Below are 16,667 nucleotides of genomic sequence, written 5' to 3' on the forward strand. Positions count from 1 at the left end.
ACCGTCAAAAACGCCGGACATAACCCGCATAGAGTTCGACATCGGGGCTGTCGCGATTGAGGCCCGCGTTGACGCCGACATCCCACTGGCTCTCGGCGTCGGGCTGCCAGCCCAGCGACAGGCCCGCGAGCGCCTCGGTGCTGCGCCCGCCGGGGTCGTCGTCGCGCGCAAGGGATAGTTCGGCGGCCGCCGACACATCGTCCGACACACCGAAACCCAGCCCGACCACCGTGCCATAGGCCAGATGGCGGCCGTCGCCATCGGCATCGACCGCCGCGTCGACATGCGGCGTCAGTCCGAGCGAGATCGCCCCCAGGTCGAAGCTGGCGGGAACGAGCAGCCCCGCGCCCCAATCGCCCGAGCCGACACCCGCGCCGCCCACCGGCAGGGTCGCATAGGGAATGACCGCGATCGAGAACCCCGAACCATCGGGATTGCGCAAGTTCTGGCGTAGCGCGAGCGTGACGTCCCCGGTTCGTGTCGTGCTGCTGGTGTGGCCCGTCGCCCGATCGCGCTCGCGCACATGGCCGAGCATCGTCCAGCCGACCTGCAACTCCAGCGACGGGGTGAGGCCCGCGCGAAGCAATGCATCGCCGAACACCCAGCTGTCGGTCCGGCTATCTGCGCCGCGATCGAGCGTCCAGTCGGCGAGACCGATCTCCAGCATTGTCCGGCCCTCATCGACCGTGCAGGCCGGCGTGCCAAGCCCCGGGCGGTCGGGACAAAGCTCGCGTGCCTCCGCCGCAAAAGCCGGCGCACTCAACGCGACGGCGGCGAACAGCATGATCTGCCGCAGTGGCATCCTATTCCCCTTCGTGTCCGGCCGGTCTTTCTTGTCCCGGAAAGCGCGATTGCAATCAAGCCCGCTTGCCTCGCCGCGACGAGCGGCTAGTTTGCCGCGCATGGCAACGAAGACCCGCGCGTCGAAGCGCAAACTCCCCTGGTATCTGCGGCCGTTCAAATGGTTGCTGTGGTTCGTCATCCTGTCGGCCCTGTGGGTGCTGGTCTATGCCGTCGTGCCGCCGCCGGTGACGGTGACGATGCTGACCGACGGCAATGGCATCACCAAGGACTGGACCAGCCTGTCGAACATCGACCGCAACATGGTCGGCGCCGCGATCGCCGCCGAGGACGGGAAATTCTGCAGCCATGACGGCTTCGACCGCGACGCGATCGAACAGGCGATCGAGCGCAACGCCAAGGGCAAGCGCCTGCGCGGCGGATCGACGATCAGCCAGCAGACCGCGAAGAATGTCTTTCTGTGGCAGGGCAGCGGCTGGACGCGCTACGTCCGCAAGGTTCCCGAAATCTGGTTCACCTTCCTGATCGAAAAACTGTGGAGCAAGCGGCGGATCATGGAGGTCTATCTCAACGTCGCTGAAACCGGCCTCGGCACCTATGGCGTCGAAGCCGGGGCGCAGCGCTATTTCAAGCATGGCGCGAGCAAGCTGACCCCCTCGGAGGCCGCGCGCATCGCCGCGATCCTGCCCTTGCCCAAGAAGCGCGAGGCGATCAGCCCGTCGGGCTTCACCCGCCGTTACGGCAACACGATCCGCGCGCGCATCGGGGTTGTCCGGCGCGAGGGGCTGGATGCCTGCATCTACAAATAGACGCCACTCACCACCTGGAGATCGATGGCGGCGTTGGGGTGGGGAGCGGACGTTCCTTAAATCCTCCCAGTCGCGCAGCGATGGGGAGGTGGCAGCGGCAAAGCCGCTGACGGAGGGGCCGACGCCGTCAGGCGTCGTGCAACGTTTCAGCCCCTCCACCACGCCCTTCGGGCGGGGTCCCCCTCCCCATGGCTTCGCCACAGGGAGGATTTTACGTCCGTTCCCGCCCGAAACCAGCCATTCCCTTCTCGTCTAGGTCGCCTGCGGCGGCCCTATTCCGACGCGTCGCGCGCCGCGTCGGCGACCAACAGTCCGCCGATCACGAGGACCGCGACGACACCGATCGCGATCCCCACCTCGGTCGAGAGATTGTTCCGCTGTTTCCGCTCGAGCGGTCGACCATTGAGGAGGAGGCTCTGTTCGCCGTCGAGCGCGATGCCGATCCGGCTTTCAAAGCGCCGCACTTCGCGATCCGACTGGCGGCTGCCGTCGATGTTGATGGTGTCGCGCGCGAGACGCAGTTCGAGGCGCGGTGCCTCCTTATGCCGGCCGCCGCCCAAAGGCAGCGTGAAGCCGACACCGACGATGCCATCGGAACGACCGAGCCCCTGATCTCGAAAACCCCCGGACTGGGCCAAGGCAGGCGTCGTCAGCGCCGCGGTGAGCAGCATCGCGACTATCGTCCGCATATCATCCGTCCCCCATGTTCGCCCTGATTCACTCTATGTTAGAAATATATAACATTGAGTCAATTGGAATTTACATTGTTGGCGCTTGCACGCCCCGCCTACGCCGGTTTCCAGCTCTTTCGCTCTTCGGCCTGTTTGAGCACTTCGAACGCCGCCTGCCCCGCCGCGAAGCGCTTCGCGGCTTCGGCGTCGCCGGGCTTGACGTCGGGATGGCATTCCTTGGCGAGGCCCCGCCACGCCTTCTTCGTCGCCTCGAAATCGGCGTCGGGTTCGAGGTCCAATATTTCGAGCGCGCGCATCTCGTCGGCGCTGCGGCTGCCGTCGCCCGACCCGCCCCATTCATAATGCTGGGCGCGGGCATAGCTGCGCGCGCCGCGCGCTTCGTCGGCGGCGCGTTCGGCGGCATCCTCGGCGCTCAGGCCTTCGAAATAGTCCCAGCCGCGATTATATTCGGCGGCGTGGGTTTCACAGAAATACCAGCGATCGGGGCTGTTCGGCGATTTGGGCGCGGGGCAGTTGCCGGGGTTGGTGCAACCGTGACGGTCGCAAAGCCGCACCTTCTGCGCTTCGCTCGACGATCCATAGGGGCGCCAGCGGGGAAAACCCCAGTCGTCGGTTCTTTTGGCGCGGCTCATCCGACCCCATGTAGCGACGAGGGCCGGAAATGGCTAGCCGAGCGCGCCGAATCGCGCCGAAAAAAGCGCTTTCCTAAAAAAGATCGCTGTGCGAGCATCCGCTGCCTGGCTCTTTCGATCGTGCATATCCCGGTGATTTGTCACGCGTCGCCCATCACCGCTTAAAGCGACAAAGGAGACAGTTTCGATGCGCACATGCGTATCTTTTGTCGCTTTAGGACTTCAATCCTTCGGTTCGTAACCGAACGCCTTGTGCGCCAGTTTGACCGTCGCGGGGTCGAGGTCGGGCGGCGTCATCGGCACCGCGGCCTCGAGCGTGTCGGCGATGTGGGTCAATGCGGCGATCCGCCCCGCCTTCTTGTTGTTGCCGTCGATCACCGTCCACGGCGCCCAACGTGTGTTGGTCTGCGCAAACATGTCGTGCATCGCGGCGAGATAGTCGGCGCGGCGCGCGCGGTTGCGATAATCGTCGGCGCCGGTCTTCCACCGCTTCCACGGATCGTCGAGCCGATCGGCGAAGCGCTTGTCCTGTTCGTCCTGCGTGATGTGGACGAACAGCTTGACCAGATGCGTCTTCGACCCGGTCAGCTGCGCCTCGAACTCGTTGATCTCGTCGTAACCCTTGCGCCATTCGCCTTCGCTCGCATAACCCTCGACGCGCTCGACGAGGACGCGGCCGTACCAGCTGCGGTCGAAGATCGACAATTCGCGGTTTCCCGGTAGCCGCTTCCAGAAACGCCAGAGGAAATGGCGCGATTTTTCCTCGTCGGTCGGCGCGCTGATCGGCCAGACTTCGAAATATCGCGGGTCGAGCTGCGCCGCGAGGCGGGTGATGATCCCGCCCTTGCCCGCCGCATCCCAGCCTTCGAACATGATGACGCTGCGCTGGCCGTGGGTGATATGCGCCGCCTGGATGCGTTCGAGCCGCCCCTGCAGCGCGGCGAGATCCTCGCCATAATCGCCATCATATTTGGCACCGGATTCGAAGTCGGACAGGTCGATGGTCATCGCGCGACCTTAGCCCGGTCGATGCGCGATCACCAAGCGCCCGTTGCACCGCTGTCGCCCTTTGGCACAGCGCAGCGAGCGTTTGTTACTGCCCGGCCATATAGGCTTGCCGCGCGTCCCAGTCGGCAAGCGCGCGGCGATGGCGGTCGATACGCGCCAGCCCCTCGCCGATATCGCGATTCTTCGACCCCAGGCGCTGCGCCTGCCCGTACCAGTCGATCGCCGCGGTGAAATCGCGTCGCGCCTCGGCGCAGAGGCCGAGGTTGAAGGCGAGCGCCGCGGTCGGCTCGACATCGCGTCCGATCGCCGCCCAACTGTCGCAGGCGCCCGCTTCGTCGCTCTTGGTCTGGCGGATCGCGTTCTTGAACGCGTCCGCGGCGGCTTTGGGCAGGCCCTTGCGGTTCTCGTCGACGCGGACGTCTTCGGAAAAGCCGCTCGGCGCGAAGTCGCGGCGGATGGTCCCGACCTGCGCCTTCAACGTCGTTTCAACGAATGCATCGACGGTGCGGCTCGCTTTGCGGTCGGGGCAATAGACGAGTTCGTCGCGCGCACTCAGCGGCCTTGTGTAGCGCACGCTGCCGTCGCCCATCGCCACCAACCGGACATTGGTGCTGACGGTCGCGACGCGGCGACGACAGCGGAGGTCATATTCCTCTTCCTTCAGGCATTTATTCTTGTCGGCGGGGTCCTGCTCGATGCAGCGCTTGCGCTTCTCGGTCGTGGCGGTTTCGTCGACCCCGACGCGAACATTGCCGGTGACCAGCGCATCGGTCGGCACCCCCGATTCGGGCGCGACCACCCGGAAATAGGGCCGGCCGCCAAAGCGAACGCCCGCGAGTTCGCTTTCCAGCGCCTGTGACAGGACGCTGCCGTCCTCGCCCTCGAAGCGGTCGACCGCGATGCTGACCAGATCGTTGACGTTGGGGCTTCCGGCCGGGTTGGCACCCGCGATCGTCAGCGTCTCCGCCGTTGCGGGAACCGCACTGCAGACCAGCGCACCGGCCAGTATCCATCGCGAATGGCTCATCATTTCCCCCCGACGCCCATCGACCCGCTGCCGGGCTATCGCAGCCCGCCAAGCGAGTCAAAGTTCGGTGGCGATGAAGTCGGCCAGGCGCTCGGGCGCTTCCATCGGGATGAAATGGCTGAGTTCGGCCCAATGCTCGTCGCGCACTGCGCCGAGCGAAGCGCCCAGGCCGGGCCATGTCGGGCTGACGGAAAAATCGAGAGTGCCTGCGCGCTCGCCGGTCTTGGCACGGATCACGCTGATCGGCGCCGAAATCCCACCAAACCAGCGATAGGGGTCGGTACGCAGCGCGTTGAGATAGACCGACGCCTCCAACGCGGGCGGGCAAGCCAGTTCCCACCCCTCGCCATCCGCAGCGGGAAGCAATCCAAAGCGGCAATAATCGGCGAGCGCTTCGGCCCGCCAATGCGCATAGGGCGGACGCGTAGCGAAGTGCGCGGCCATCGCCTCCCAGCCATCCCAGCGATTCCGCCGCCGCGCCACCGGATGCTCGGCGGGGTCGGGAACGGGTTGCCCGACTGCTTCGGCATAAAATTCGGGCGGCATGATCACGGGATCGACCAGAATCAGGTGACGGAAAGCCTGCGGCCGCTCGGCGGCCAGCCGTGTGAGCAGGTAACCGCCCATGCTGTGCCCGCAGCCGACGAACGTCGTTCCCGCAAAACGGTCGATCAGCGGCAACAGGAAATCGGTCGTTGCCGCCCAGTCGGACAGCGAAGTCGGCTTTGCGCTGCGCCCGTGACCGCGGCTGTCAGGCGCCACCACATGCGTCCCGGCCGGGAGCGCCGCAACGACCTGATCCCACAACCGGGCGTGAAAGCCCGTCGCATGAAGCAGCAACACCGACGGCCGGTTGGTGGGCTCGCCCCATTCGAACCAGCAAATCTCGCCATCCGGCGTCGACAGCCGGTGCTCCCGCGCCGTCGACGTCATGGTCAGCCCTTCGGCCCGTCCACGATGCGGATGCCGAGTTCCTTGAGCTGCTTGTCGCTGACCGGCGCCGGGGCCTGCATCATCAGGTCCTCGGCCTTCTGCGTCATCGGGAAGACGATGACTTCGCGGATGTTGGGCTCGTCCGCGAGCAGCATGACGATGCGGTCGACGCCCGGCGCCGAGCCACCGTGCGGCGGCGCGCCGAATTTGAACGCGTTGATCATGCCGGCGAAATTGGTGTCGACATCGGCCTGGCTATATCCGGCGATTTCAAATGCCTTATACATGATGTCCGGCCGATGGTTCCGGATCGCGCCCGACGACAGCTCGACGCCGTTGCACACGATGTCATACTGATACGCCAATATGTCGAGCGGGTCCTTCGAGGTCAGTGCCTCCAACTCGCCCTGCGGCATGCTGAAGGGATTGTGGCTGAAGTCGATCTTGCCGGTTTCCTCGTCAGCCTCGAACATCGGGAAGTCGACGATCCAGCAGAATTCGAAGCGCGACTGGTCGATCAGTTCCAGCTGCTCGGCGACACGCGTGCGGGCGAGTCCGGCGAGCTTCGTGGCCTGCGCCTCCTTGCCGGCCGAGAAGAAGATGCCGTCGTTCGGGCCAAGACCGAGCGCGTCGGCGATCGCCTTCATGCCCTCCTGCCCGTGATTGTTCGCGATCGGCCCGCCGAACACGCCGTCCTTCTGCGTCGCATAGCCAAGGCCGGGGAAACCTTCGGATTGCGCCCACGAGTTCATTTCGTCGAAGAACTTACGGCTCTTTTCAGCCGTGTTCGGCGCGGGCACCGCGCGGACGACGTCGCCCGCCTCGACCATCGACGCAAAGCGGCCGAAACCCGACCCCTTGAACAGGTCGGACACGTCGGTGATCAGCAACGGGTTACGCAGATCGGGCTTGTCGTTGCCGTATTTCGCCATCGATTCCCGGTATGGGATGCGCTTGAACGGCAGCGGCGACACGGTGCGCCCCTTGCCCTGCCAGTCGGCGAATTCTTCGAACACGCCATGCAGCACGGGCTCGATCGCGGCGAACACGTCGTCCTGGGTGACGTAGCTCATCTCGAAATCGAGCTGGTAGAATTCGCCGGGCGAACGGTCGGCGCGCGCATCCTCGTCGCGGAAGCAGGGGGCGATCTGAAAATATCTGTCGAACCCGGCGACCATCAGCAGCTGCTTGAACATCTGCGGGGCCTGCGGGAGGGCATAGAATTTGCCCGGATGGACCCGCGACGGGACCAGATAGTCGCGCGCGCCCTCCGGAGATGACGCCGTCAGGATCGGCGTCTGGAATTCGGTAAAGCCCTGCCCAATCATTCGGCGGCGAAGGCTGGAAATCACGTTCGAGCGCAGCATAATGTTGGCGTGAAGTCGCTCGCGCCGCAAATCGAGGTAGCGGTAGCGCAGGCGGATATCCTCGGGATATTCGGTATCGCCGAACACCGGCAGCGGCAGCTTGTCGGCCGACGACTGGACGACGATCTCGCTGGGATAGATTTCGATCTCGCCGGTCGGCAGCTTCGGATTGATCGTCTCGGGCGAGCGTGCGGAAACCTTGCCCGTCACCGTCAGCACCGACTCCGGTCCGGCCGCATCGACGATCGGGAACAGCTTCGACCCGGTCTCGACGATGATCTGGGTCACGCCGTAATGGTCGCGCAGATCGACGAACAGCACGTTCGCATGTTCACGCGTGCGATGGATCCAGCCCGACAGGCGGACCTCTTGCCCGACTTCGGCGGCGGTCAAGGCGGCACAGGTGTGCGTACGATAGGCGTGCATTTTTTCGTCTTTCAATCGTCGGGGAGCGCGGGCGAAAGCCGCACCGATATGGCCGCGCCTAAGGCAGGGCGACGCGCCATTTGTCAAGGGTAGAAGGGCGATTCAGCCAGTCAGCCCCAGCCCGTCGAGCACCGGGCTGCCGAAGATCGCGCGATGCGTGGGATCGGGGATCAGACGGTTGCGGGCGGCGCGCCAGCGTTGCAAATCCTCGCCATAATCGGCTGCGACGCGTGCCCCATCGAGGTGACAGCTTTTCGCCCAGTGGCGCGTGAAGTCCACCCCCTCGCGGTCGAGCAGTTCGACGACGCGCGCATAGGCTTCGGCGGTCCGCGGGCTGCGCGGACCGTCGAAGTCGATCACTGCATTGTGGGTGAAACGCGCAGGTGCGAGCAGCCCCTGCGCGCGTTCCATGAAGCGCACTGTCACCGCGGTCGAACCGCCGTGGCGCGTGTAGACGCCGCAGATCAGCTCAAACACATGCGCCAAATCGCTGCGGTCGATCGTCACCGAGGCGTTGAACAGATCGGCGAGCGGCCGGTGGGTGTCGAGCCCCTCCCCCCAGGTGCCATGCACCGGCGGGTCATCGACGTCGGGACCTGCCGCATAGCCCATCTTCATCGCGAACTGGAGCAGCGCGCCGCGCGCCCAAGGATAATCGTCGAGCAGCCGTCCGAGCAGGCTGAGCGCGTCGTAACCCGCGCCCATTTCCCCCGGCGTCGCCTGGTCGTAATTAGCGCGCCAGGGCTCGGCATAGAGGAAACGCAGCATCGCGGGGCGTTTGAACGGCTTGTACGGATTGACGATCATCTGGACGAAATCGGGATCGCGATCGAGCGCATAGGCGGCCGAAAAGCGACGGAAGTCGCCGACCGCGAGCCAGTCGAGCGCGGCGCAGTCAACCTTGCGCAGATTCTGGATCGGGCGGACGAGGAATTTGGGGACGCTATCGACGACGAGCGCGGTGACGATGCCGAGCGCGCCGACGGGCAACTGGACCGCGGCGAAGACGTCGTCGTCGCGCAGGACCGTCGACCCGGTCGCGGCGATGAAGGCGTCGCTCATCACCCCGGCCGCGGGTTCGACCCAATGGACGCCCGCAGGTGTCACCAGTTGCAGCGCGCGGATATGATCCTGGATGCCGCCGCGCGCGACCATCGAGCCGTGCGTCCCTGTCGCCGCTGCGCCCGCGAAGGTCTGGCCGTTGCCCGCGCCGCTCGTCCACAGCGAGCGGCCTTCCGCCTCAAGCTTGTCGGACACCTCGTCGACGAGCGTCCCGGCCTCGACGAGCATCAGCCCGGCGGCATCGACACCGGGCAGGACGTCACTTGCGGCGATGCGGAAACAGCGGTTGAAGCGGCGGGTGTGGAGCAGCCAGGCGTCCGAACAGATATTGACGTTCGATGGCGACCAGCCTGCGCCGAGCGGCCGCACGCGCTTCCCCTTCGCCAGCGCTTCGCCAAGCCATTCGCGTACCGCCGCCGCCGCGATCGCGATCTCGTCGCGCCCGCGCGCCGCATCGCCGCTGCGCAACGCGAAACGCGTCGCATCCTCGCACACGCCGGTGCCGTGATAATTGGTCCAGCGACCCGACTCGCCGATCGGAACAATGGGCATCACGCGTCTCCCAGCGGCTGAATACCGGCATGGGCGCGCCAGGCGACGGTCACCGGGCGGATCAAGCCAAGCGTCGCGATAGCAACCAGGGCCTGTCGGCGCGTCGCATAGACTCGCAGGTCGCACAGCCCGTGATCGGCCTCCGGCGTTACGAAGGGTTGGCGCGCCGCGGCGGCGAGTCCCCAATATCTCAGCGTCACGACCATCGATTCCTCGTCGAGTGGCCGCGGATTGGCGATCGACACGAAGATGTCGCCCTGCCCCGCCATATATTGCCCGAAAAGCAGCGCAAAACCGATCGCCGCCAGCGTCCAGCCGACCCACATCATGTGCCGATACCCCTTCGCGTTTCAACATGCCGATGTTCCGGCTTCGCGACCCGAAGAGCGTGGGCAATTTTTCCTGCCCGTCTGCATCAACTAGCTGTATAGGCGCGGCATGCAAGTCCATCCGCTCATCGAAACCAGCGCCGCGCTCGTCGAATTCTGTGATCTCATCAAGAACAGCGATTTCATCGCGGTCGACACCGAGTTCATGCGCGAGAACACCTTCTGGCCCGAACTCTGCCTGATCCAGGTCGCCAACAGCGAGCACGCCGCAGGCATCGACCCGTTGGCAAAGGACATGGACCTGAAACCGCTGCTTGATCTGATGGTCGACAACGAGGACATGCTGAAGGTCTTCCACGCCGGCGGGCAGGATGTCGAAATCATCTTCAACCTGACCGGCAAGACCCCGCACCCGATCTTCGACACCCAGATCGGGCAGATGGCGCTCGGTCAGGCCGAACAGGTCGGCTATTCGAACCTCGTCGAGGCGTGGCTGGGTATCCAGCTCGACAAGGGCGCGCGCTTTACCGACTGGAGCCGCCGCCCGCTCGACAAGCGCCAGATCGACTATGCGATCGGCGACGTCACCCATTTGGCCAAAATTTTTCCGATGATGCTCAAAAAGCTCGTCAAGACCGGGCGCGGCCATTGGCTCGACGAGGAGATGGAAAAGCTAGCCGATCCGTCGAACTACAGCGTCGACCCCGATCAGGCGTGGCACCGGATCAAGATTCCGTCGCGCAAACCCGACGTGCTCGGCCGCTTGCAATCGCTGGCGGCGTGGCGCGAGCGCGAGGCGCGTTCGAAGAATCTGCCGCGCGGCCGAATCGTCAAGGACGAAACGCTCGCCGACCTCGCCGCGCATCCGCCGAAGGATCAGGACGGTCTGGGCCGCGTACGCGGGCTGTCAGCGACCTGGCGCTCGAACGACATCGGCGGGCGACTGATGGATGCACTCGACAACGCCAAGCCGCTCGACCGCGACGACATGCCCGACCGCGCCCCGCGCGGGCCGGGGCTGGGCAAGGAAGGCGTGCTCGTCGCCGATTTGCTCAAGCTGCTGCTCAAGATTCGCGGACGCGAGCTTAATGTCGCGGCGCGGCTGATCGCGCGCAGCGACGAACTCGAGGCGCTTGCTGCCGGGCGCCGCGACAATATTCCGATGCTGCAGGGCTGGCGCTACGACGTGTTCGGCCATGCCGCGCTCGACCTAGTCGAGGGGCGGATGGGCTTTGCCGTCCAGCACGGCAAGCTGGTGATGAGCAAGATCGAGGCCCCGACCCCGATCGACGCGGCCCCGATCGACGCGGCCCCGATCGACGCGACCGAAGCTTAAAGAAGCACGAGTTCAGGCTTGGCGTCGAGCGCTTGCGCGAGCGAGCGCAGGCGGCGGTCGACCGATTCGCCGGCGAGGTGGTGCCAGCCCGCTTCGAGGCTGAGGACCAGCTTGCCCTTTTCGAGTGCAATGCGGCTCGCCTTTAGCGGCGCTTCGACCCCGCCGGTCAGGCGCTGCGCCAGCCGGATCGCGAGCCCCCATTGCCGCGCCCGCGCCAGCCGTTCGGCCGCGACGAGCGATCCCATCGCCGGAAAATCGCCGTCGGCGCCGCCGAAGCCGGCGTGGAGCGCGCGCGCGAGCAGGATGCGGCCCGGAATGTCGATGCCGCGCCAGTTGCCATGAAGACCGATTTCGGTGCCGCGATCGGCGCGGAAATCGGGGTTCGCCGACCAGGCGACATCGCTGAGCAGGCTCGCCGCGAGACGGACGCGGCTGTCGGCGGCGTCTTCGCTGGCGAAGAGCGGTGCGATCCATTCGGCGAGCGCGGGACCGTGCGGGGCAAAGCGCGCGAGGCGACGGCCTTCGAATTCGGCGGCGACGATCAGCGGATCCTGCGCCCGCGTCCCGGCGTCGAGCGCCTGATAGAGCAGCCCTTCGCGGAGGCCCGACGACGAGACCGTCATGTCGGGAACGTCGATGATGTTGGCGAGCGCGGCAAGCAGGGCCGCGGCGTCAGGCAACGATGCGGCGCGGTTCGACGCCATGCCGGGAATCGCCTTCAGCTCCTCGAAGCTCAACCTCTGGGTCGCGCGGAGCAGCCGGCGCAGCGCGGTGCGCGGCAGGCTGTGCTGGTCGAGCACCGCGAGCGGGTCGTGGGTGAGTTCGAGGTCGAGACGCGCCAGCGCGCGCCACGAGCCGCCGACGAGATAAAGCGGCAGCCCGGCGCAATCGCCCGGCCAGTCCTTGGCGCGCAGCATCTTGCGGATCGCGCGCTCGAACGCCTGCGGGCCGTCCCTGCGCAGCGCGGGAAGCCGCAGCACGCCGAGCGGAAAGCTGTTGCGGCGGCCCACCTGGCCGTTCGACACCGCCGCGAGTTCGAGGCTGCCGCCGCCGAGATCGACCGCGATGCCGTGCGCGTCGGGGATGGCGGCGATGACGCCATAGCCCGCCGCCTCGGCCTCTTCCTGACCCGACAGCAGGCGGATCTGGAGTCCGGCCTCGGCGGCGCCGGCGATGAAGTCGGGGCCGTTGGACGCATCGCGCACCGCGGCGGTGGCGACGCATTGCAGGTCCTTGACCTCCATGTGCCGGGCCAGCAACGCGTAGCGGCGCAGGGCATAAAGGCCGCGCTTGGCGTCTTCGGAGGCGATACGACCGTCGATCGACAGGCCGCGGCCGAGGCCGGCGGCGACCTTTTCGTTGAAGATCACCGCCGGCGCACGCGGCGGGCCTTCATAAACGACGAGGCGGACCGAGTTCGAACCGATGTCGATAACCGCGGAGCGGTGGAGTTTGGACTGGGGACGCAACTTTTCAATCATCGCGCATATTGAGGATGAGCGTGGGGACGTCCTGGCGCTGGTGGAGCGCGGTACCGCGGCCCGAAAGCGACGGGTTTGTCATGAAATAATGATGCAAGTTGAATGGCTTATCGTCCGATGTTAAGCGCGCATAGGTGCCGTCGGGCAACAGCACCCAGCTTTGTTCATTGTCGATGAGGTTCGCGACGAGCACCTGGTCCAGAATCTGGTCGTGGACGGTCGGATTTTCGATCGGGATCATATATTCGACGCGGCGGTCGAAGTTGCGCGGCATCCAGTCGGCGCTGGAGATGTAGAGCTTGGCATTGCGGTGCGGCAGCGACGCGCCGTTGGCGAAGGCCCAGATGCGGCTATGCTCGAGAAAGCGGCCGACGACCGATTTGACGCGGATCGTTTCGGACAGGCCCGGAACCCCGGGGCGCAGGCAGCAGATGCCGCGCACGACGAGTTCGACCGGCACCCCGGCGACGCTCGCTTCATAGAGCTTGTCGATGATGCCGGGGTCGACGAGGCTGTTCATCTTGGCCCAGACGCCCGAGGGCGCCCCCGCCCGCGCCGCGGCGATCTCGGCATCGATGAGCTGACAGAGATGCGCGCGCATGTTGAGCGGCGACATGGTGATCATGTCGAGCCGTTCGGGTTCGACATAGCCGGTGATGTAATTGAACAATTGCGCCGCATCGCGGCCGGCGCGCGGGTCGGCGGTGAAGAAGCTGAGGTCGGTGTAGATGCGCGCGGTCACCGGGTGGTAGTTGCCGGTGCCGAAGTGGCAGTAGGTTTTATACCCCTGCCCCTCGCGGCGGACGACCATCGAAATCTTGGCGTGGGTCTTCCATTCGATGAAGCCATAGACGACCTGCACCCCGGCGCGTTCGAGCTGGTTCGCCCAGAGCAGATTCTGTTCCTCGTCGAAGCGTGCCTTGAGCTCGACGACCGCGGTCACCGACTTGCCCGCCTCGGCCGCCTCGATCAGCGCGCGGATCACCGGCGACTGGTCGCCGGCGCGGTAGAGCGTCTGCTTGATCGCAACGACGTCGGGATCGGCCGCCGCCTGTCGCAGGAAGGCGAGAACGACCTCGAAGCTTTCATAGGGATGGTGGACGAGGATGTCCTTGCTGCGGATCGCCGCGAAGCAATCGCCGCCATGTTCGCGAATGCGTTCGGGAAAACGCGCCGAGAAGGCGGGGAATTTGAGGTCGGGGCGGTCGACGTCGACGAGCGCCGACAGCGCCGCGAGACCGACGAAGCCGTCGATCTTGGCGACGATCGCTTCATGCCCCTGGATATCGGCGTTGAGCACCGCGGCGAGTTCGCCGGGCATGTCGGCCTCAAGCTCCAAAAGGATGACGCGGCCGCGACGGCGGCGGCGGATCGCGGTGCGAAACAGCCGGACGAGATCCTCGGCCTCTTCCTCCAGCTCGATGTCGCTGTCGCGGATGATGCGAAAGACGCCGCGCGCGCGGATACGGTAGCCGGGGAAAATGATGTCGCCGAACAATTCGATCAGAAATTCGATCGGGACGAAATTCGACGCCTCGCCGGGCACCGGCACGAAACGCGGGAGCGAGCCCGGTATCATCACCAGTTCGCGGATCGTCTCGCCCGTCGCCTTGCGCTCGAGGTCAAGAATCACCCCGAGCCCGCGGTTGGGGATGAAGGGAAAGGGATGCGCCGGATCGAGCACCTGCGGGGTGAGGATCGGAAAAATCTGGTCGATGAAATATTGGCGCAGCAGCGTCCGGAGCTTTCCGGCGTCCGAATGGTCGCCATGGACGACGATGCCCTGTTCGCCGAGTTGCCGGTGGAGCAATTGCCATTCGCTCTGCTGCTGGTCGACGAGGCGGTTCACCTCGGCCTCGATCTCGGCGAGCTGTTGGCCGGGCGAGCGGCCGTCGGCGCTGGGATCATCGATCCCCTGCAACTGCTGGCCCTTGAGCCCCGCGACGCGGACCATGAAGAATTCGTCGAGGTTGCTGCCCGAAATCGACAGGAAGCGCAGCCGTTCGAGCAGCGGATGCGCGGGATTGCGCGCCTCCTCCATCACCCGCCGGTTGAAGGCGAGCCAGCTGAGTTCGCGGTTGAAGAAGCGTTCGGGGCCGAAGGATGGCCGCGCCGTGTCGGCATCATTGTCTGCGCGTAGGGGGCCGCCAGCTATCGACATGTGTCTTCATCCTGCCTTTCAAGGAGATCGGGATCGATCAGCCCCTGTGACAGTAATGTTTCACGCGTAAGACGAACCCCGACGCGCCGCCCCTGTTCGAGCGAGGCGGCGTCGAGCGCGGCGACGATGCGGTGGAGCGTCGCATAGCTGCGCTCCATGCGCGGGACGACATAGGAGGCAACCTCGGGCGCGAGCGCCATGCCGCGCTGCGCGAACAGCGCCTCGATCAGGTCGCGGGCGAGGCAATCGTCGGGTTCGCCGATCGCCAGCACGGGCACCGCACGCAGGCGCGAAGCGAGATCGGGAAGCCGGATATTCCAGTCGGCGGGCGGCGCGTCGGCGATGACGAGAAGCGGGTCGCCGCTCGACTGCGCGGCGTTCCACGCATGGAACATCGCTTCTTCGGAAACGCTGTCATGGCCGTCGATGACGCGGCCGCCGGTTTCGCGCGCGAAGAGCCGGCCGATCAAACTGCGCCCCGACCCGCGCGGGCCGGTGAGGACCGCGGTGCGGACCGGCCATGTTCCGACATGGCGCAGGTAGCGCACGGCGTCGGCGTTGCTGGTGCCGACGATCAGCGGGCCGTCATTGCTACCCCCCGCGCTCCAGTCGAGCGGGAGCGCGATCTGTCCCGAAGGGCCGGCCATCAGCGGCTGATCCGGAGCGTACTCCCGCTCGCCTGTACCTTGTAGCCGCGCGCTTCGAGCGCGGCTTTCAAAGCGGCGATGTCGCCGCGGAAGGTCACGCGCATCACCGACGTGCCGCCGAGCGCGAGGCTGGTGGTCGAGGCCGACTGGACACCAGACACCCCACCGACGCTGCGCTCGGTCGCCGAGACCGATTCGACGTCGGGCGAGCTATATTGGACGGTGAAGCTGGCGACGCCGACGGTCGGCGCGGTCGGCACGCTGGCATCGGTTTCGGTGGGCAGTGCGTCGGTGTCGGTTTCCGCCACGTCGGGCAGTTCCTCGACCTTCACCGGCTTTTCGAGCACCAGATAGGTGTCGGTGCGCAGCACCCCGGCGGCAAGCGCGTCGGTGTAGAGCCGGTCCATCCGCGCGACCGCCTTTTCCATCATGTCGGGCAGCGCGCGCGGGGTCGGGCCGGTCATGGTGAAACCACCGATCAGCTTGTTGTCGGGGCCGAAGCGCGCGGTGAAATGACCGGTGATCGGCCCGCCGGGATAGCTATATTCGACACGCGCGATCGGGGTCAGCACGTCGGCGGCGCCATATTGGTCGAGGATCACCCGCCACCAGACGCGGCCGCGGCGGCCGACCTGCCCCGAATTGAGCAGCAGGGTGTCGGCACCGGTGCCCGCGGTGCGGACATAGTCGATCGCGCTCTGCCCCGTATTATATTCGGCCCAGGCGCGCTGCCAGGCGCTGCGCTGTTCGAACACCTGCGGCATGCCGTCGATCGAATAGACGGGGATGACGAGCAGCGGCGGCGACCGCAAGGTGCGGCCGCTGACGCCAAGGATCTGTCCGGCGCGGACGCGGTCGAACTGGACGCCGAGCCGTGCGACATAGCGGCGGGGGCCGATCTGTTCATCCTCGACGACGATCGCGGTGACGATGCCGTCGAGCACCGAATCATTGAGCGCCGGCCCGTCGCTGCCGTTGGTCTTGCGATAAAGCTGGGCCCAGCCCTGGCGCTGCGCCTCGCGCCAGCCCTTGGTCCGCGCGTCGTCGGCATTGTCGCCGGTGACGTCGACGAGGATGCCGCTGGTCAGGAAATCGCCGCTGCTGTTGATCGGGGTGATGCCGCGATCGCCGCGCGTAATCTGGCCATCGACGACACCGACGACGAGAATCGCGAAGAAGAGACCGAAAAGCGCGGCCCAGCGCCAGTCGCGCGGACGAATGGCATCGAGGGTCAGGCGGGGCGCGAAGCGAGGGAAAGCAGCCGAAATCATATAGTTCTTACGCTTCGTTCCCAACCTTAGGGGCGACAGATCCTTTTTCGTCATTCCGGCGAAGGCCGGAATCTCAATCGTCGCATTCTGACGCGATGTCGAGATCCCGGCCTTCGCCGGGATGACGATTTCA

General features: G+C 65.9%; 15 protein-coding genes. 2 read left to right on the plus strand and 13 right to left on the minus strand.

Translation table 11 applies throughout. The features are described 5' to 3' along the window. Window positions 1-4: 4 nt before the first annotated feature. Window positions 5-802, minus strand: coding sequence for a transporter (locus AC3WS4_RS01115; RefSeq protein WP_492740187.1), 798 nt, complete (start codon window positions 800-802; stop codon window positions 5-7). A gap of 100 nt (window positions 803-902) precedes the next feature. On the opposite strand from AC3WS4_RS01115, the gene mtgA reads away from it, so the two are divergent. After that, complete coding sequence (gene mtgA / locus AC3WS4_RS01120; protein WP_492740186.1) at window positions 903-1,610, plus strand: monofunctional biosynthetic peptidoglycan transglycosylase; 708 nt, start codon at window positions 903-905, stop codon at window positions 1,608-1,610. Window positions 1,611-1,882: 272 nt separating this feature from the next. Here the strand turns inward: mtgA and AC3WS4_RS01125 are convergent, their stop codons facing one another. The 8 genes from AC3WS4_RS01125 to AC3WS4_RS01160 all read right to left on the minus strand — a co-directional run bounded on the left by AC3WS4_RS01125 (window position 1,883) and on the right by AC3WS4_RS01160 (window position 9,638). After that, complete coding sequence (locus tag AC3WS4_RS01125) at window positions 1,883-2,281, minus strand: hypothetical protein (protein ID WP_492740185.1); 399 nt, start codon at window positions 2,279-2,281, stop codon at window positions 1,883-1,885. Window positions 2,282-2,397: 116 nt separating this feature from the next. Beyond that, window positions 2,398-2,934 (minus strand): J domain-containing protein, encoded by a 537-nt coding sequence (locus AC3WS4_RS01130; protein ID WP_492740184.1) that lies wholly within the window; start codon window positions 2,932-2,934, stop codon window positions 2,398-2,400. A gap of 222 nt (window positions 2,935-3,156) precedes the next feature. After that, window positions 3,157-3,942: a polyphosphate kinase 2 family protein gene (locus AC3WS4_RS01135; protein WP_492740183.1), complete on the minus strand. Its 786-nt coding sequence runs from the start codon at window positions 3,940-3,942 to the stop codon at window positions 3,157-3,159. A gap of 85 nt (window positions 3,943-4,027) precedes the next feature. Then, on the minus strand, window positions 4,028-4,969 hold the full coding sequence (locus tag AC3WS4_RS01140; RefSeq protein ID WP_492740182.1) for a tetratricopeptide repeat protein: 942 nt from the start codon (window positions 4,967-4,969) through the stop codon (window positions 4,028-4,030). A gap of 57 nt (window positions 4,970-5,026) precedes the next feature. Beyond that, the gene (locus AC3WS4_RS01145; protein ID WP_492740181.1) at window positions 5,027-5,902 is read right to left on the minus strand and encodes an alpha/beta fold hydrolase; all 876 of its coding nucleotides are present in this window, start codon (window positions 5,900-5,902) and stop codon (window positions 5,027-5,029) included. A gap of 2 nt (window positions 5,903-5,904) precedes the next feature. Next, on the minus strand, window positions 5,905-7,695 hold the full coding sequence (aspS, locus tag AC3WS4_RS01150; protein ID WP_056349573.1) for an aspartate--tRNA ligase: 1,791 nt from the start codon (window positions 7,693-7,695) through the stop codon (window positions 5,905-5,907). 102 nt (window positions 7,696-7,797) lie between these two features. After that, window positions 7,798-9,309, minus strand: a complete 1,512-nt coding sequence (locus tag AC3WS4_RS01155; protein WP_492740180.1) for an FAD-binding protein — start codon at window positions 9,307-9,309, stop codon at window positions 7,798-7,800. Next, the gene (locus tag AC3WS4_RS01160; protein WP_187139413.1) at window positions 9,309-9,638 is read right to left on the minus strand and encodes a hypothetical protein; all 330 of its coding nucleotides are present in this window, start codon (window positions 9,636-9,638) and stop codon (window positions 9,309-9,311) included. The genes AC3WS4_RS01155 and AC3WS4_RS01160 overlap by 1 nt, the downstream gene beginning before the upstream one ends. Window positions 9,639-9,747: 109 nt before the next feature. Here AC3WS4_RS01160 and rnd point away from each other — a divergent pair, with 109 nt between their 5' ends. Beyond that, window positions 9,748-10,974 (plus strand): ribonuclease D, encoded by a 1,227-nt coding sequence (gene rnd, locus AC3WS4_RS01165; protein WP_187139412.1) that lies wholly within the window; start codon window positions 9,748-9,750, stop codon window positions 10,972-10,974. Here the strand turns inward: rnd and AC3WS4_RS01170 are convergent. From AC3WS4_RS01170 to AC3WS4_RS01185, 4 genes are read right to left on the minus strand one after another with little or no spacing between them, the layout of a single operon-like run. Further along, window positions 10,971-12,455, minus strand: a complete 1,485-nt coding sequence (locus AC3WS4_RS01170) for a Ppx/GppA family phosphatase (protein WP_492742582.1) — start codon at window positions 12,453-12,455, stop codon at window positions 10,971-10,973. The genes rnd and AC3WS4_RS01170 overlap by 4 nt on opposite strands. Then, window positions 12,448-14,616 carry an RNA degradosome polyphosphate kinase gene (locus tag AC3WS4_RS01175; protein ID WP_492740178.1) on the minus strand — a complete coding sequence of 723 codons (2,169 nt, stop codon included), beginning with the start codon at window positions 14,614-14,616 and terminating at the stop codon, window positions 12,448-12,450. Before AC3WS4_RS01175 ends, AC3WS4_RS01170 begins: the two co-directional genes overlap by 8 nt. After that, window positions 14,607-15,263 carry an HdaA/DnaA family protein gene (locus tag AC3WS4_RS01180; RefSeq protein ID WP_492740177.1) on the minus strand — a complete coding sequence of 219 codons (657 nt, stop codon included), beginning with the start codon at window positions 15,261-15,263 and terminating at the stop codon, window positions 14,607-14,609. The genes AC3WS4_RS01175 and AC3WS4_RS01180 overlap by 10 nt, the downstream gene beginning before the upstream one ends. Beyond that, window positions 15,263-16,534, minus strand: coding sequence for a heavy-metal-associated domain-containing protein (locus AC3WS4_RS01185; protein ID WP_492740176.1), 1,272 nt, complete (start codon window positions 16,532-16,534; stop codon window positions 15,263-15,265). Before AC3WS4_RS01185 ends, AC3WS4_RS01180 begins: the two co-directional genes overlap by 1 nt. Window positions 16,535-16,667 lie beyond the last annotated feature (133 nt).

The sequence above is a fragment of the Sphingopyxis sp. EU05-FHT14B03 genome (genome assembly GCF_058790875.1).

Bases quoted from the DNA above. Each gene is read 5' to 3' on its own strand.
- AC3WS4_RS01115 (WP_492740187.1), bottom strand. From the start codon at position 802: ATGCCACTGCGGCAGATCATGCTGTTCGCCGCCGTCGCGTTGAGTGCG.
- AC3WS4_RS01130 (WP_492740184.1), bottom strand. From the start codon at position 2,934: ATGAGCCGCGCCAAAAGAACCGACGACTGGGGTTTTCCCCGCTGGCGC.
- rnd (WP_187139412.1), top strand. From the start codon at position 9,748: ATGCAAGTCCATCCGCTCATCGAAACCAGCGCCGCGCTCGTCGAATTC.
- AC3WS4_RS01125 (WP_492740185.1), bottom strand. From the start codon at position 2,281: ATGCTGCTCACCGCGGCGCTGACGACGCCTGCCTTGGCCCAGTCCGGG.
- AC3WS4_RS01140 (WP_492740182.1), bottom strand. From the start codon at position 4,969: ATGAGCCATTCGCGATGGATACTGGCCGGTGCGCTGGTCTGCAGTGCG.
- AC3WS4_RS01155 (WP_492740180.1), bottom strand. From the start codon at position 9,309: ATGCCCATTGTTCCGATCGGCGAGTCGGGTCGCTGGACCAATTATCAC.
- aspS (WP_056349573.1), bottom strand. From the start codon at position 7,695: ATGCACGCCTATCGTACGCACACCTGTGCCGCCTTGACCGCCGCCGAA.
- AC3WS4_RS01145 (WP_492740181.1), bottom strand. From the start codon at position 5,902: ATGACGTCGACGGCGCGGGAGCACCGGCTGTCGACGCCGGATGGCGAG.
- AC3WS4_RS01160 (WP_187139413.1), bottom strand. From the start codon at position 9,638: ATGATGTGGGTCGGCTGGACGCTGGCGGCGATCGGTTTTGCGCTGCTT.
- AC3WS4_RS01170 (WP_492742582.1), bottom strand. From the start codon at position 12,455: ATGATTGAAAAGTTGCGTCCCCAGTCCAAACTCCACCGCTCCGCGGTT.
- AC3WS4_RS01175 (WP_492740178.1), bottom strand. From the start codon at position 14,616: ATGTCGATAGCTGGCGGCCCCCTACGCGCAGACAATGATGCCGACACG.
- AC3WS4_RS01180 (WP_492740177.1), bottom strand. From the start codon at position 15,263: ATGGCCGGCCCTTCGGGACAGATCGCGCTCCCGCTCGACTGGAGCGCG.
- AC3WS4_RS01185 (WP_492740176.1), bottom strand. From the start codon at position 16,534: ATGATTTCGGCTGCTTTCCCTCGCTTCGCGCCCCGCCTGACCCTCGAT.
- mtgA (WP_492740186.1), top strand. From the start codon at position 903: ATGGCAACGAAGACCCGCGCGTCGAAGCGCAAACTCCCCTGGTATCTG.
- AC3WS4_RS01135 (WP_492740183.1), bottom strand. From the start codon at position 3,942: ATGACCATCGACCTGTCCGACTTCGAATCCGGTGCCAAATATGATGGC.